The sequence below is a fragment of the Microbacterium sp. Bi128 genome, from assembly GCF_918698205.1.
Genome location: NZ_CAKKMM010000069.1, coordinates 1 through 14017 on the forward strand (window position 1 = coordinate 1; position 14017 = coordinate 14017).

Here is a 14017-nt window from a genome sequence, read left to right on the forward strand (position 1 = left end):
TGCTCCTTGCGGTCGATCAGCTCGCGTTGCTCCTCGATCTGTCGCTGCTGGTCGGTGATCTGCTGTCGCTGATCGGTGATCTGCGAACGTGCGCCGTCGAGCTGCATCGCCAGCCACAGGATGCCGAGCCCGGCGGCGACGGCGACGAGCGCGAGCAGGCACGAGAGCACGACGATGCCCGTACGGGGCCGGCGCCCGGTCGGAGGGAGGGGCGGCGGGGACGCGGAGGCGACGTCGGGGAACACCTCGACGGAGTGCTCGGGCGACGGCTGTCCGGTCGGGGAGGTGGAGGTCACGACGCTCGCTCTCTCGATGTGTCCTGTCATGGTAGGGGTCCCCGGTGCTCCGGCTGCGGCGCCTGTGCATAACCTGCCGTGTGCGTGGTCGGCGACCCGTCGGCGGGGTCGTCGAACGACGAAGGCCGGATGCCACTGCGCGTGGCATCCGGCCTTCCGGTATCGGTCGGCGGCGTCAGACCGTCCGCAGCACCGCGACGACGCGACCGAGCACGACGGCCTCGTCGCCGAGAATCGGCTCGAAGGCGGAGTTGCGGGGGAGGAGCCACGTGTGGCCGTCGCGGCGGCGGAACGTCTTCACCGTGGCCTCGCCGTCGAGCATCGCGGCGACGATCTCGCCGTTCTCGGCCGTGGCTTGCGTGCGGACGACGACCCAGTCGCCGTCGCAGATGGCCGCGTCGATCATGGACTCGCCCGAGACCTTGAGCATGAACAGCTCGCCCTTGCCGACGAGCTGACGGGGGAGGGGGAAGATCTCCTCGACCTGCTGATCGGCGGTGATGGGGACGCCCGCGGCGATGCGGCCGACCAGGGGGACGAGGGCGGCGTCGCCCACGGCGGGTGCGGTGTCGGCCGGGTTCTCGGCGGCGGTGCCGGGCAGGTCGATCAGCACCTCCATCGCGCGGGTCTTTCCGGGGTCGCGGCGCAGATATCCGCTCAGCTCCAGCTGGTTGAGCTGATGCGTGACGCTCGAGAGCGACTTCAGCCCCACGGCGTCGCCGATCTCGCGCATGCTCGGCGGGTACCCGTGCCGCGCGATCGAGCGCTGGATGACTTCGAGGATCGCCAGCTGCTTGTCGCTGAGGCTCTTCCGTCGCCGCGTCTGCGGTCTTTCGCGGCCGCCCGCGGTCGTCGCGTCGGTCATGTGTGCTCCCCTCGCACCGCGCTGTCGAAGCGGCGGAAATTCGAATGTCGGAGGTCCGTGGTGGGGTCTCCTCGTCGAAACCGTATCCGGTGGACGACCCGATCGATGTGGAGCGCTCCGCGTGTCGCGTTCGATCGGTCTCCGATAGCCCTGGTCTTGACAGTCCCGCAGTATCGAATATAGATTCGGAATACAGATTCGCACAGCCACCCTCCCGGCCGAGGGTGGCGTGCGAATCTCTCCCCACCGAGGAGCACATCATGAGCAGCATCGCCATCACCCCCACGACCCGCCTGCGGTTGACCGCGCGCGGACGTCGCGTGTTCGCCTTCCTCGCCGCTCTGCCGGTCGTTGTCGCGCTGTCTGTCGCCGTCGTCGGCGGCGGAGCCGCGCTCGCCTCGAACGACAGCGGTGCGTCGGCGGGTGCGTTCGCCGAGATCACGGTCATGAGCGGCGAAACCCTTTGGTCGATCGCCGAAGACGTCGCTCCGGGTGTCGATCCCCGCGACGTGGTCGCAGAGATCACGCGGTTGAACGCTCTCGAAGACGCGTCTGTCGCTGCCGGCCAGCGCATCGCGATCCCCGCCGCCTACGTCGCCGGGCGGTGAGCCCCGGCGTCGTCGCCGCCTACGATGGGTGAGGTGACCGTGCGCCTCGATGACCTGCCTCTTCGCGACGACTTGCGGGGCATGACTCCGTACGGAGCCCCGCAAGCCGCACTCCCCGTCGCCCTCAACGTGAACGAGAACACGCATCCCGTTCCCTCCGAGGTCGCCGACGACATCCTGGATGCCATCGCCCGCGCGCTGCGCGACGTCAACCGCTATCCCGACCGTGAGTTCACCGGTCTGCGCGAGGCGTTCGCCGACTACCTGGGGCACGGGCTCGTCCGCGAGCAGATCTGGGCGGCCAACGGGTCGAACGAGGTCCTGCAGCACATCCTCCAGGCCTTCGGTGGTCCGGGGCGGCGGGCCATGGGTTTCGCTCCCACCTACTCGATGTACCCGATCCTGACGCGGGCGACCGGTGCCGAATGGGTCGCGGGGGAGCGCGAGCACGACTTCACGCTCAGCCCGGCCTCCGCCGCCGAGCAGGTCGTGCGCGAGAACCCTGACGTCGTCTTCCTGTGTGCGCCGAACAACCCGACGGGCACGCCCCTCGGTCTCGACGTGATCGAGGCGGTCTACGCCGTGACCGACGGCATCGTGATCGTCGACGAGGCGTACCAGGAGTTCGCCCCGCACGACCAGCCCTCCGCGGTGACGCTCCTCCCCGGACGCCCGCGCCTGGTGGTGTCCCGCACGATGAGCAAGGCGTTCGCGTTCGCCGGCGCGCGGGTGGGATATCTCGCCGCCGACCCGGCGGTCATCGACGCCTTGCGTCTGGTCCGCCTGCCGTACCACCTCAGCGCGCTCACGCAGGCGGCGGCGACGGCCGCTCTCGGGCACGCGGACACGATGCTGTCGATGGTCGACGAGATCGTCGCTCAGCGCGACCGGATCTCGGCCACGGTGGCGGCGCTGGGCTATACGGCACACGAGTCGTGGACGAACTTCGTGCTCTTCGGCGGCGTCGACGACCCCGCAGCCACGTGGAAAGCGCTGTATGACCGCGGGGTGCTCATCCGCGACGTGGGCATCGCTCACCACTTGCGCGTCACGGCGGGTACCGCCGACGAGACGACCGCGTTCCTCGATGCACTGGCCTCGGTAGGATCGCGAGCATGACCGGCCCCGCCACGCCCCGCACCGCATCGATCGTCCGCGAGACGAGCGAGTCGCGCGTCGAGCTGTCCCTCGACCTCGATGGGACCGGCGCGAGCGAGATCTCCACGAGCGTGCCGTTCTTCGATCACATGCTCACGGCGTTCGCGAAGCACTCGCTCACCGACCTGCGGGTCACCTCCGTGGGCGACACACACATCGACGCGCACCACACCGTCGAGGACACCTCGATCGTGCTCGGTCAGGCGATCCGCCAGGCGCTCGGTGACAAGTCCGGCATCGCCCGGTACGGCGATGCCCTCGTTCCGCTGGACGAAGCGCTCGCGCAGGCCGTCGTCGACATCAGCGGACGCCCGTATCTCGTGCACACCGGAGAGCCCGCGGGCTTCGAGCACCACTTGATCGGCGGGCACTTCACCGGCTCGCTCGTGCGCCACTCGTTCGAGGCCATCTCGATCCACGCGGGACTGACGGTGCACGTACGTGTGCTGGGCGGGCGTGACCCGCACCACATCGCCGAGGCCGAGTACAAGGCCCTCGCCCGTGCGTTCCGCCAGGCCAAGGCCCTGGACCCCTTCGTCGACGGCATCCCGAGCACCAAGGGCGCTCTGTGAGCAAGCCCGTCGTCGCTGTCCTCGACTACGGCTCGGGCAACGTCCACTCGGCCGTGAAGGCGCTCATCGAGGCGGGGGCCGATGCGCGCCTGACTTCCGATCGCTCCCTTCTCCTCGACGCCGACGGGCTGCTCGTCCCCGGCGTGGGGGCCTTCAGTGCCGTGATGGACGCGCTCAACGCCAGCCGTGGCGGCGAGATCATCGATCGTCGCCTCGCCGGAGGTCGCCCGGTGCTCGGTATCTGCGTGGGCATGCAGGTGATGTTCGGGCGTGGCATCGAACGCGGGACCGACACGGAAGGGCTGGGCGAGTGGCCCGGCACCGTGTCCGAACTCGCGGCGCCGGTGCTTCCGCACATGGGGTGGAACACGGTTTCGGCCGGCGAGGGCTCTCGCCTGTTCGACGGCATCGGCGACGAGCGGTTCTACTTCGTCCACTCCTACGCCGCGCAAGAATGGCAGCTCGAGGTCACGCCGCCGTTCCCCGAGCCGGTGTTGACGTGGTGCACGTACGGTGCGCCGTTCCTCGCCGCGGTCGAGAACGGTCCGTTGGCAGCGACGCAGTTCCACCCCGAGAAGTCGGGGGAAGCCGGCATCCGTCTGCTGGCGAATTGGATCGACGGGCTGCGCGCGACTACTGTGTGACCTCGTGCCCGGGGCTGGCGAGAGGCGCCTGCCGGCACGAGGAGCCATGAACGATTTCGCGTCCACGCCCGAGCTTGTCCTTCTGCCCGCGGTTGATGTCGCCGACGGCAAGGCCGTCCGACTGACCCAGGGAGAGGCGGGCACCGAGACCAGCTACGGCGACCCGGTGGATGCCGCGCTGGACTTCGCGCGCCAGGGTGCGGCGTGGATCCACCTCGTCGACCTCGACGCCGCTTTCGGCCGCGGCAACAACACCGCGGTGATGCGCAAGGTCATCAAGCAGGTCAAGGGCGTGCAGGTCGAGCTCTCCGGCGGCATCCGTGACGACCGGTCCCTGGAGGCGGCTCTGGAGAGCGGCGCCAGCCGTATCAACCTGGGCACCGCCGCCCTGGAGAACCCCGAATGGGCCGCCGACGTCATCAACCGCTACGGCGAGGCGATCGCGGTCGGGCTCGACGTGCGCGGCACGACCCTGGCCGCCCGCGGATGGACGCGCGACGGCGGCGACCTGTGGACCGTGCTCGAGCGTCTCGAGGACGCCGGCTGCAGCCGGTACGTCGTCACCGACGTCACCAAGGACGGCACGCTCCGCGGCCCCAACCTCGAACTTCTTCGCGAGCTGACGCAGCGTACGCCGAAGCCCATCGTGGCCTCCGGCGGAGTGTCGAGCCTCGACGACATCGTGGCGCTGCGCGAGCTGGTGCCGCTCGGCGTCGAAGGCGCGATCGTGGGCAAGGCCCTCTACGCGGGCCAGTTCACCCTCGCCGAGGCGCTGGATGTCGCCGGGCACTGACGACCATCGCGCCGACTCGGCGGGCGTCCCTTGGGAGGGGCGTCGCTTCGAGTCGAACCCGCACTCCGGTGACGACGGTTCTGCCGACCCCGCCCTCTTGATCGCCCTGCAGGCCGTCTCGACGGGGGAGGGCGATGCCCGTGCCGTCGTCGAGGCCTACCGCACCGCTCGCCTGCTGATCCCGCTCGTCGCCGAGAAGGGCGACCACGGCGTCGGCCCGCACGGGCTGGCGGTCGACAAGACGCAAGAGCTGTCGATCGTGACGGTGGCCGCCCCCGACGGCCGCAAGGTGTTGCCGGTGTTCAGCTCGGTCGAGGCGATGCAGCGCTGGGATGCCACGGCGCGCCCCGTCCCCGCGGACGGCCGCCGCACCGCTCTGGCGGCGGCGTCGGAAGACACGGAGTTGATCGTCATCGATCCGACTTCCGACACCGAGTTCGTGTTGCGCCGCCCCGCGGTGTGGGCGATCGCTCAGGGGGAGGCGTGGGAGCCCGCGCACGTGTCCCCGGCCGTGTTCACGGGCCTGCAGGAGAGCATCTCCGGCGAGCTGGCGGTGCTCGACCTCGCCGTGCAGCCGGGGGACCCGTTCGGGCGGTTGCGCGGCCCCGAGCTGGTCGTGCATCTGCGGCTCATGGCCGGCCTCGCACAGGAGGAGCTCGACGCGGTCCTCGCGCGCCTCGCGCGTCGGTGGGCGGCGGACGGCCGGGTCGCCGTGCTCGTGGACTCCCTGACGGTGAAGCTGCACCGCCCCACCGACATCTGAAGCGCACCCGATAGGTCGAGAGAACAGGCTTCGCGCTCAGCACAAGCCGCTTCGGGCGAAGTCGCCCTGTTCTCGCGGCATCCCTGTCTTCGCCGCCGCGCCCGCCGCCCCGGCACGCATGGAGGACGAGCGGATGCCACGCCCCGCGGCATCCATCCGATCCCGGAGCCGTGTACCGAAGTTCCCGCGACCTACGTGACGGGACCCGTCCACTTCTCGCCCGGCCCCTTGCCGATCGGGTCGGGGATGACCGAGGCCTCGCGGAACGCGAGCTGCAGCGATCGCAGGCCGTCGCGGAGCGATCGGGCGTGCATGTCGCTGATCTCGGGCGCCCCGGCGGTGATGAGGCCGGCGAGGGCGTTGATGAGCTTGCGTGCCTCGTCGAGGTCGAGCTGCTGCTGCGGGTCGTCGGCGAGTCCGACCTTGATCGCCGCGGCGCTCATGAGGTGGACGGCGGTCGTGGTGATGACCTCGACGGCGGGGACGTCGGCGATGTCGCGGGAGGCGGAGGCGGAGACGCGCTCCTGCTCCTCCCACCTCGCAAGACGCTCGGCGTCCTGGGCGGCGCGGCTGTCGTCGGGGGGAATCGTGTCCACGTGTTTCTCTCTGCTAGACTATGGCGGGCTTCGGAGTGTTCTGCTCCGTACGAAAGAGGATGACATCCCACCCGCGCTTGCCGCTCCAGGCTACCGGGTTCCCGCACTCCGCTCCGTTCCGTACAGAGCTGTCAGGGTGCAGAAGCCGGTGCTCTCAGCACCGTGCCGGGTGGCATGTTCTCCTCTTCGCCCGCGATTCCCATGGATCGCGGCGGCCGCCATCCGCATAAAAGAGGAGTTCCGCATCAGCGATCCCCGCACCAACGAGCGCATCCGAGTCCCGGAGGTCCGTCTCGTCGGACCCAACGGCGAGCAGGTCGGCATCGTCCGAATCGAAGCTGCGCTGCGCCTGGCCCAGGAAGCGGACCTCGACCTGGTCGAGGTTGCGCCGAGCTCGAAGCCGCCCGTGGTCAAGATCATGGATTACGGCAAGTTCAAGTACGAGGCCGCTCAGAAGGCCAAGGAAACGCGTCGTAACCAGGCCAACACGGTCCTCAAAGAGGTCCGGTTCCGCCTGAAGATCGAGGCCCACGACTACATCACCAAGCTCAAGCGCGCTGAGGGATTCCTCCAGGCGGGCGACAAGGTGAAGGCCATGATCCTCTTCCGCGGTCGCGAGCAGTCGCGTCCCGAGCAGGGTGTGCGTCTGCTCCGCAAGTTCGCGGAGGACGTCGCCGAGTTCGGCACCGTCGAGTCGAACCCCACGATCGACGGCCGCAACATGGTGATGGTGGTCGCTCCTCACAAGAACAAGTCCGAGGTCAAGACCGAGCAGAACGCGCAGCGCGCGGCGAACCGTGAGGCGGCGCGCAGCGCGGCCCGCGGCGACTCGGCCCCCGACGACCACGCTGCTCCGGCGTCCGCCGAGTAAGCCCCCCGTCTCCCGCAGTGCCGGGATACCCAACGAAGGAAGACAGATGCCGAAGCAGAAGACCCACTCGGGCGCCAAGAAGCGTTTCAAGTTGACCGGTAGCGGCAAGCTCATGAAGCAGCAGGCTGGCATGCGGCACAACCTCGAGGGCAAGGCCTCCAAGCGCACCCGTCGCCTGAACCAGGAGCAGGTCCTGGCCAAGGGTGACTCCAAGGTCGCCAAGAAGCTCCTCGGCCTCTGAGCGCCGACGCACGTTAGGAAAGAACAGAAATGGCTAGAGTCAAGCGGGCTGTCAACGCCCACAAGAAGCGTCGCGTCATCCTCGAGCGCGCGTCCGGTTACCGCGGTCAGCGTTCGCGCCTGTACCGCAAGGCCAAGGAGCAGGTCACTCACTCCCTGGTTTACGCGTACCGTGACCGTCGCAAGCGCAAGGGCGACTTCCGTCGTCTGTGGATCCAGCGCATCAACGCCGCGAGCCGCCAGAACGGTCTCACGTACAACCGCTTCATCCAGGGCCTCGGCCTCGCGGGTGTTCAGGTCGACCGCCGCATGCTCGCCGAGCTCGCGGTCAACGAGCCGGCCGTGTTCGCCTCGCTCGTCGCGACGGCCAAGGCCGCGCTGCCCAGCGACGTCAACGCCGCCAAGACCGCGTAATCACCGGTTCCACGAACGGGCGTCCTCCTCGGAGGGCGTCCGTTCGGCGTTTCCCCGCCGTTCTCCGGGATGCATGCCGGTCGCGTCATACACTGGGGGCGTGCTGGAGAACCCTCGTTCGCCGCGGGTGCGCGCCGTGGCCAAGTTGAGCAAGCGCGCGGCCCGGCAGGAGACCGGTCTGTTCCTCCTCGAGGGACCTCAGGCCGCGCGTGAGGCCCTCGCCTGGGAGCCCGAGACGGTGCTCGAGCTCTACGGCACTCCCACGGCACTCGAGAAGCACACCGACGTCCGCGATGCCGCCGTCGACGCCGACGTCGATGTGCAGTACACGACCGAAGCGGTTCTGGATGCCATGGCCGACACGGTCACGCCGCAGGGCATCGTCGCGGTGGCCCGGCAGTCGCCGACGGCTCTCAAGGACATCCTCGCCACGCAGCCGCGTCTGCTCGCCATCTGCGAGGAGGTGCGCGATCCGGGCAACCTCGGCACGATCATCCGCGCCGCCGATGCGGCGGGCGCGGACGCGGTGATCCTCACGGGTCGCACGGTCGACCTGTACAACCCGAAGGTCGTGCGTTCGACCACGGGGTCGCTGTTCCATCTCCCGGTCGCGGTCGATCTGGAGCTGAGCGACGTCGTCGAGCGCGTCCACGAGGTGGGGTTGCGGGTGGTTGCCGCCGATGTCGGGGGTGAGGATTTCCTCACGTCCCGCCGCCTGCTGGCCGAGCCGACGGCGTGGTTGTTCGGGAACGAAGCACGGGGCCTGGACGATTCCGCGCTCGGGTACGCGGATCTCTCGTTGCGGCTGCCCATCTACGGGCGAGCGGAGTCGCTGAACCTCGCCACCGCCGCGAGCGTCTGCCTGTACGAGACCGCCTTCGCCCAGCGCGCGGGCTGAGTCACCCGCTGTTACAGAACGGTTAAGGCGTCCGCAAGAAGGTGGTCGCATTCCCGGCCGTCTCATAGGGTGGGGAAATGGCATCCGTTCCCCCGGCGGGCTCCGAGCCCCTCGTCGTCGTCTCCGGCGTCCAGAAGCACTATGGACAGTTCCAGGCTCTGAAGGACATCGATCTGACCGTCGACCGCGGCGAAGTCGTCGTCGTCATCGGCCCCTCCGGCTCGGGCAAGTCGACCCTCTGCCGCACCATCAACCGCCTCGAGACGATCACGAGCGGATCGATCACGATCGACGGTGTGGCTCTGCCCGAAGAGGGCAAGGGATTGGCGAAGCTGCGTGCCGACGTGGGCATGGTCTTCCAGTCGTTCAACCTCTTCGCCCACTTGACGATCCTCGAGAACGTGACCCTCGGGCCGATCAAGGTCCGCAAGATGAAGAAGGCGGATGCCGAGAAAGAAGCGCGCGCTCTCCTGGACCGCGTGGGCGTGGGCCACCAGTCCGACAAGCTGCCCGCGCAGCTCTCGGGCGGGCAGCAGCAGCGCGTCGCGATCGCCCGCGCCCTCGCGATGAAGCCGAAGGTCATGCTCTTCGACGAGCCGACCTCGGCCCTCGACCCCGAGATGATCAACGAGGTCCTCGACGTGATGGTCGGACTCGCGAAGGACGGGATGACGATGATCGTCGTCACGCACGAGATGGGCTTCGCCCGCAAGGCCGCCAACCGTGTGGTGTTCATGGCCGACGGGCAGATCGTCGAGCAGGCCACGCCCGAGCAGTTCTTCACGCACCCCGAATCCGATCGTGCGAAGGACTTCCTCTCGAAGCTCATCACGCACTGACTCCGGGGCGGAACGACGAGGTTCCGCCGCCCGCACCGCCTCCGGCCGACCCGACGTGCCACCCCCTCGTATCCCCTCCGCACAGCACACGTAACCAAGGAGACATCACATGCGTAAGACACGTTTTCTCGCCGGCGCGAGTATCGTCGCCGCCGGCCTGCTGGCCCTGACGGCCTGTAACAGCGGTACCCCCGGCGCGGCGCCCGGAGCCGACGGCGCCAGCGACTCCACACAGCTGTGGGAGGTGGCATCCGGTGTCTCGCTCGACGGCAGCCCCACCTACGAGCGCATGGCCGCGGCCGACAAGGTCGTCGTCGGTGTCAAGGAGGACCAGCCCGGTCTCGGCTTCAAAGACCCCGTGAGCAACGAGCGCGGCGGCTTCGACGTCGAGGTCGCCCAGTGGATCGCCGCGTCGCTCGGGTTCGACGCCGACAAGATCGAGTACAAGACGATCCCGTCGGCCAACCGCGAGCAGGAGCTCGTCAACGGCAACATCGACTACTACGTCGGCACGTACTCCATCACCGACAAGCGCAAACAGCAGATCGACTTCGCCGGCCCGTACCTGATCACGGGCCAGGGCCTGCTGGTCGCGGCCGACGACGACTCGATCAACGGTCCCGACGACCTCGCCGGCAAGATCGTCTGCTCCGTGACGGGGTCCACGCCGCTGCAGCGCATCCGCGACGAGTACGCCCCTGGCGACACCGTCGAGTACGACACCTACACGCAGTGCCTCGAGCAGCTGCGCGCCGGTTCGATCGACGCGGTCACCACCGATCAGGCGATCCTCGCCGGCTACGTCGCGCAGGAGCCCGACGCCTTCAAGATCGCGGGCGACACCTTCAGCGAGGAGCGCTACGGCGTGGGCCTGCCCAAGGGTGACACCGTCCTGAAGGACCACATCAACACCCTGTTCAACGACGGTGGCGCGGTCTGGACCGCACTGTTCGAGAAGAACCTGGCACCGGCCGGCATCACGGGCGAGCAGCCCACCGCCGACGAGTGATCCGTTCGGGGGCGGCGCGCCGCGTCGCCCCCGAACCCCCGACCAAGACAAGGACCACGCATGGGTGTCATCACCGGCAACCTCGACATCTGGGGCGAAGCGCTCGTCGGCACGCTCGTGCTGTTCTTCGCCGGCGGCGCCCTCGCGCTCGTGCTCGGCATCATCGTCGGCGCGATGCGCGTCTCGCCCGTACCGATCGCGCGCGGCGTGGGGACGTTCTACGTCAACGCCATCCGCAACACTCCGCTCACGCTGGTGTTCTTCGCCTTCGTGTTCGCCCTGCCCCCGCTACTGGGTCTGCGTCTGACCGGTGATGTCTCGTTGACGCTGGGTATCTGCGCGCTCGGCATCTACACCGCCACCTACGTCGCCGAGGCGATCCGCTCCGGCGTCAACACGGTCCCGGTGGGTCAGGCCGAAGCCGCCCGTGCCCTCGGGCTCGGCTTCGGCCAGGTGATGGGCCTGGTCGTGCTGCCGCAGGCGTTCCGCTCGGTCATCCCCCCGATGATGAGCGTCTTCATCGCCCTGTTGAAGAACACCACCGTCGCCGCGGGCTTCTCCATCGTGAACCTCGGCTCGGTGCGCAACTACCTCAGCGAACGGGGCGAGAACGCCTTCGTCGTCATCCTGTGGATCATGGTGGCCTTCGTCGCCCTTGTGCTGCTGCTTTCGTGGCTCCAGCGAACTCTCGAGAACCGGTGGAGGATCGCCCGATGAGCAGTGTCCTGTACGACGTCCCGGGCCCCAAGGCGATCGCCCGCAACCGGATCCTCGGTGTGGTGACGATCCTGGTCGTGCTCGCCATCGTCGGATTCTTCGTGTGGCGGTTGGCCGCGACGGGTCAGTTCACGGCGCAGAAGTGGTCGGCCTTCACCTACAGCAACGTGTGGATGCAGGTCCTGCAGTCCACGCTGGCCACGCTCGCCGCGTTCGCCGCGGCCGCCGTCGGCGCGCTCGCCCTCGGTTTCGTCCTGGCGATCGGTCGCCTGTCCGACCACGCCTGGGTGCGCTGGCCGTTCACCGCGGTCATCGAGCTGTTTCGCGCCATCCCGGTGCTGATCTTCATGTTCTTGCTGTACTACGGCTTCCCGGTCATCGGCATCCGTATGGAGCCCTATTGGGCCGTCGTCATCGCGCTGGTCTGTTACAACGGCTCCGTGCTCGCGGAAGTCATCCGCGCCGGCGTCGAATCGTTGCCGCGGGGTCAGGGCGAGGCCGGGTACGCGATCGGTCTGCGGAAGGCGGGCGTCATGCGCCTGGTGCTGCTTCCGCAGGCGATCCGCGCCATGATGCCGGTGATCATCGCGCAGCTCGTGGTGACGCTGAAGGACACCGCTCTCGGCTTCATCATCACCTACCCCGAGCTGCTGTTCTACGCGAAGTACATCGGTGCGCAACCGAGCGTCGGTTCGCCGATCATCCCGGCAACGATCATCGTCGGCGTGATCTACATCTCCCTGTGCCTCCTGCTGTCGTATGTCGCCACCCTCGTCGAGAAGCGACTGCGCCGCTCGCCGCGCTCCGCGCAGGTCGCGGCCGCCGCACCGCAGCAGGCCGGCACGGACACCGAGCTCATCGTCGCTCAGCGCGGGCTCGGCAAGAACGACGCGTCAGGTCTGTGACCGCAGGCGGGCGGGGGAGTGTCCCCGCCCGTCGGTAGACTCTCATCTCGTGTCCGACGCACCCGAGATCACCCCCGAGGCCGTCGCCTCCGCCGTCGATGCCGCTCTCGCGGCGATCGCCGGTGCCGCGACGACCGCAGACCTGAAGGCCGCTCGCTCCGCTCACGCGGGGGAGCAGTCCTCGCTCGCCCGCCTGAACGCCCAGCTGCGCAACGTCGCCCCCGAGAACAAGGCCGAGTTCGGCAAGCTCGTCGGCCAGGCGCGCGGCCGCGTGAATCAGGCCTTCGCCGCCCGCGAGGGCGAGCTCGCCGAGGCCGAGACCGTCGCGCGGCTCGAAGCGGAGCGGGTGGATGTCACGGCCCTGCCGCAGCGCGCCCGCGTGGGAGCGCGGCATCCGATCTCGCTCCTGCAAGAGCAGGTGTCCGACATCTTCGTCGGCATGGGGTGGGAGATCGCCGAGGGCCCCGAACTCGAGCACGAGTGGTTCAACTTCGACGCGCTGAATTTCGACGTCGATCACCCGGCGCGGCAGATGCAGGACACGTTCTTCGTCGACCCGGTCGCCCGCCACCTCGTCATGCGCACGCACACGAGCCCCGTCCAGGTGCGGTCGATGCTCGAGCGCGACCTGCCGATCTACGTGCTGTGCCCCGGTCGGGTGTATCGGACCGATGAGTTCGACGCGACGCACCTCCCCGTCTTCACGCAGTTCGAGGGTCTGGTCATCGACAAGGGCATCACGATGGCCCACCTCAAGGGCACGCTCGACCACGCCGCCCGGGTCCTGTTCGGCCCCGAGGCCAAGACGCGCTTCCGCGCGAATTTCTTCCCGTTCACTGAGCCGAGCGCCGAGCTCGACCTGTGGCACCCGACCTTCAAGGGCGGGGCGCGCTGGATCGAGTGGGGCGGCTGCGGGATGGTGAACCCCAACGTCCTGCGTGCCGCGGGCATCGATCCCGAGGAGTACTCGGGCTTCGCGTTCGGCATGGGCATCGAGCGCACGCTCATGTTCCGCAGCGACGTGCAAGACATGCGCGACATGGCCGAGGGCGATGTCCGCTTCAGCGAGCAGTTCGGAATGGTGGTCTGATGCGCGTCCCGCTCTCCTGGTTGCGCGAGTACGTCGACGTGCCCGCGGATGCCACGGCCGACGACGTCCTCGCGGCGCTGGTGTCCGTCGGATTCGAAGAAGAAGACGTGCATCGCTTCGAGCTCGAAGGCCCCATCGTCGTCGGTGAGGTGAAGGAGTTCACTCCCGAGCCGCAGTCCAACGGCAAGACGATCCGCTGGTGCCAGGTCGACGTCGGCGAAGAGCACGGTGGCGTCCGTGGCATCGTGTGCGGCGCCGGCAACTTCTTCGAGGGCGACAAGGTCGTGGTGACCCTGCCCGGCTCCGTTCTGCCCGGGCCGTTCCCGATCGCGGCACGCAAGACCTACGGTCATGTCTCGGACGGCATGATCGCCTCGGCGAAAGAGCTCGGACTCGGCAGCGAGCACTCCGGCATCCTGCGCCTGGTCGACCTCGGCATCGACGCTCCCGTGGGCTCCGACGCGATCGCGCTGCTCGGCCTGGACGACATCGCCGTCGAGATCAACGTCACCCCCGACCGCGGGTACGCGCTGTCTCTGCGCGGTGTCGCCCGCGAGTACTCGCACGCCACCGGCGCGGTCTTCCGCGACCCGGGCGCCGGTCACGACGCCGCGCGCGACCGCACGCCGCAGGGCTTCCCGATCACGGTCGATGACGTCGCGCCCATCCGTGGCCGCGTCGGCGCGAGCCAGTTCGTCGCGCGCATCGTCCGCGACGTGGACCCCTCGCGTCCCACGCC

Annotated in this window: 18 protein-coding genes and 1 pseudogene; 16 read left to right on the forward strand and 3 right to left on the reverse strand. The window is 68.8% G+C overall.

Going from position 1 to position 14017, the window contains the following annotated elements; all coding sequences use genetic code 11:
- Together LQV45_RS07820 and lexA are read right to left on the reverse strand one after the other, a co-directional pair.
- Window positions 1-326, reverse strand: a 326-nt coding sequence (locus LQV45_RS07820; RefSeq protein WP_230006508.1) for a hypothetical protein, incomplete at its 3' end; no start/stop codon positions are given.
- 145 nt (window positions 327-471) lie between these two features.
- Entirely contained in the window at window positions 472-1161 is a 690-nt protein-coding gene (gene lexA / locus LQV45_RS07825) for a transcriptional repressor LexA (RefSeq protein WP_230006509.1), read from the reverse strand.
- Between the two features lie 260 nt (window positions 1162-1421).
- On the opposite strand from lexA, the gene LQV45_RS07830 reads away from it, so the two are divergent.
- The 6 genes from LQV45_RS07830 to LQV45_RS07855 are packed head-to-tail and all read left to right on the forward strand — an operon-like array spanning window position 1422 to window position 5699.
- Window positions 1422-1769: a LysM peptidoglycan-binding domain-containing protein gene (locus LQV45_RS07830; protein WP_230006510.1), complete on the forward strand. Its 348-nt coding sequence runs from the start codon at window positions 1422-1424 to the stop codon at window positions 1767-1769.
- Between the two features lie 24 nt (window positions 1770-1793).
- Entirely contained in the window at window positions 1794-2888 is a 1095-nt protein-coding gene (locus tag LQV45_RS07835) for a histidinol-phosphate transaminase (RefSeq protein WP_230006511.1), read from the forward strand.
- The gene (gene hisB, locus LQV45_RS07840) at window positions 2885-3499 is read left to right on the forward strand and encodes an imidazoleglycerol-phosphate dehydratase HisB (protein ID WP_138174388.1); all 615 of its coding nucleotides are present in this window, start codon (window positions 2885-2887) and stop codon (window positions 3497-3499) included. The genes LQV45_RS07835 and hisB overlap by 4 nt, the downstream gene beginning before the upstream one ends.
- Window positions 3496-4143 carry an imidazole glycerol phosphate synthase subunit HisH gene (gene hisH / locus LQV45_RS07845; protein WP_138174390.1) on the forward strand — a complete coding sequence of 216 codons (648 nt, stop codon included), beginning with the start codon at window positions 3496-3498 and terminating at the stop codon, window positions 4141-4143. Before hisB ends, hisH begins: the two co-directional genes overlap by 4 nt.
- A 46-nt stretch (window positions 4144-4189) precedes the next feature.
- Window positions 4190-4936 (forward strand): bifunctional 1-(5-phosphoribosyl)-5-((5-phosphoribosylamino)methylideneamino)imidazole-4-carboxamide isomerase/phosphoribosylanthranilate isomerase PriA, encoded by a 747-nt coding sequence (gene priA, locus LQV45_RS07850; protein WP_138174392.1) that lies wholly within the window; start codon window positions 4190-4192, stop codon window positions 4934-4936.
- Window positions 4920-5699: an SseB family protein gene (locus LQV45_RS07855; RefSeq protein WP_230006512.1), complete on the forward strand. Its 780-nt coding sequence runs from the start codon at window positions 4920-4922 to the stop codon at window positions 5697-5699. Before priA ends, LQV45_RS07855 begins: the two co-directional genes overlap by 17 nt.
- 191 nt (window positions 5700-5890) lie before the next feature.
- On the opposite strand, the gene LQV45_RS07860 is transcribed toward LQV45_RS07855, so the two are convergent.
- On the reverse strand, window positions 5891-6295 hold the full coding sequence (locus tag LQV45_RS07860) for a DUF1844 domain-containing protein (protein ID WP_374208160.1): 405 nt from the start codon (window positions 6293-6295) through the stop codon (window positions 5891-5893).
- A gap of 244 nt (window positions 6296-6539) precedes the next feature.
- Between LQV45_RS07860 and infC the strand changes: the two genes are divergently transcribed.
- The 10 genes and pseudogenes from infC to LQV45_RS07910 form a co-directional block, all read left to right on the forward strand.
- A complete protein-coding gene (gene infC / locus LQV45_RS07865) occupies window positions 6540-7166 on the forward strand; it encodes a translation initiation factor IF-3 (RefSeq protein WP_374208161.1) in 627 nt (208 codons plus the stop codon).
- Between the two features lie 46 nt (window positions 7167-7212).
- Window positions 7213-7407: a 50S ribosomal protein L35 gene (gene rpmI / locus LQV45_RS07870; RefSeq protein WP_013583375.1), complete on the forward strand. Its 195-nt coding sequence runs from the start codon at window positions 7213-7215 to the stop codon at window positions 7405-7407.
- Window positions 7408-7436: 29 nt separating this feature from the next.
- On the forward strand, window positions 7437-7820 hold the full coding sequence (gene rplT, locus LQV45_RS07875) for a 50S ribosomal protein L20 (RefSeq protein ID WP_063257942.1): 384 nt from the start codon (window positions 7437-7439) through the stop codon (window positions 7818-7820).
- Window positions 7821-7920: 100 nt separating this feature from the next.
- The gene (locus tag LQV45_RS07880) at window positions 7921-8718 is read left to right on the forward strand and encodes an RNA methyltransferase (protein WP_230006513.1); all 798 of its coding nucleotides are present in this window, start codon (window positions 7921-7923) and stop codon (window positions 8716-8718) included.
- A gap of 77 nt (window positions 8719-8795) precedes the next feature.
- On the forward strand, window positions 8796-9557 hold the full coding sequence (locus tag LQV45_RS07885; protein ID WP_230006514.1) for an amino acid ABC transporter ATP-binding protein: 762 nt from the start codon (window positions 8796-8798) through the stop codon (window positions 9555-9557).
- Between the two features lie 109 nt (window positions 9558-9666).
- Complete coding sequence (locus tag LQV45_RS07890; protein WP_230006515.1) at window positions 9667-10566, forward strand: glutamate ABC transporter substrate-binding protein; 900 nt, start codon at window positions 9667-9669, stop codon at window positions 10564-10566.
- Window positions 10567-10626: 60 nt separating this feature from the next.
- Window positions 10627-11283 (forward strand): amino acid ABC transporter permease, encoded by a 657-nt coding sequence (locus tag LQV45_RS07895; RefSeq protein ID WP_230006516.1) that lies wholly within the window; start codon window positions 10627-10629, stop codon window positions 11281-11283.
- On the forward strand, window positions 11280-12188 hold the full coding sequence (locus tag LQV45_RS07900; RefSeq protein WP_230006517.1) for an amino acid ABC transporter permease: 909 nt from the start codon (window positions 11280-11282) through the stop codon (window positions 12186-12188). The genes LQV45_RS07895 and LQV45_RS07900 overlap by 4 nt, the downstream gene beginning before the upstream one ends.
- A 49-nt stretch (window positions 12189-12237) precedes the next feature.
- A complete protein-coding gene (gene pheS, locus LQV45_RS07905) occupies window positions 12238-13278 on the forward strand; it encodes a phenylalanine--tRNA ligase subunit alpha (protein ID WP_138174406.1) in 1041 nt (346 codons plus the stop codon).
- A pseudogene (locus LQV45_RS07910) lies at window positions 13278-14017 on the forward strand (phenylalanine--tRNA ligase subunit beta); the annotation flags it as partial. The gene pheS and the pseudogene LQV45_RS07910, both read left to right, overlap by 1 nt.

Coding starts and splice junctions, on each gene's coding strand:
- lexA (WP_230006509.1), bottom strand. CDS start 1,161: ATGACCGACGCGACGACCGCGGGCGGCCGCGAAAGACCGCAGACGCGG.
- LQV45_RS07830 (WP_230006510.1), top strand. CDS start 1,422: ATGAGCAGCATCGCCATCACCCCCACGACCCGCCTGCGGTTGACCGCG.
- LQV45_RS07835 (WP_230006511.1), top strand. CDS start 1,794: ATGGGTGAGGTGACCGTGCGCCTCGATGACCTGCCTCTTCGCGACGAC.
- hisB (WP_138174388.1), top strand. CDS start 2,885: ATGACCGGCCCCGCCACGCCCCGCACCGCATCGATCGTCCGCGAGACG.
- priA (WP_138174392.1), top strand. CDS start 4,190: ATGAACGATTTCGCGTCCACGCCCGAGCTTGTCCTTCTGCCCGCGGTT.
- LQV45_RS07855 (WP_230006512.1), top strand. CDS start 4,920: ATGTCGCCGGGCACTGACGACCATCGCGCCGACTCGGCGGGCGTCCCT.
- rpmI (WP_013583375.1), top strand. CDS start 7,213: ATGCCGAAGCAGAAGACCCACTCGGGCGCCAAGAAGCGTTTCAAGTTG.
- rplT (WP_063257942.1), top strand. CDS start 7,437: ATGGCTAGAGTCAAGCGGGCTGTCAACGCCCACAAGAAGCGTCGCGTC.
- LQV45_RS07885 (WP_230006514.1), top strand. CDS start 8,796: ATGGCATCCGTTCCCCCGGCGGGCTCCGAGCCCCTCGTCGTCGTCTCC.
- LQV45_RS07890 (WP_230006515.1), top strand. CDS start 9,667: ATGCGTAAGACACGTTTTCTCGCCGGCGCGAGTATCGTCGCCGCCGGC.
- LQV45_RS07895 (WP_230006516.1), top strand. CDS start 10,627: ATGGGTGTCATCACCGGCAACCTCGACATCTGGGGCGAAGCGCTCGTC.
- LQV45_RS07900 (WP_230006517.1), top strand. CDS start 11,280: ATGAGCAGTGTCCTGTACGACGTCCCGGGCCCCAAGGCGATCGCCCGC.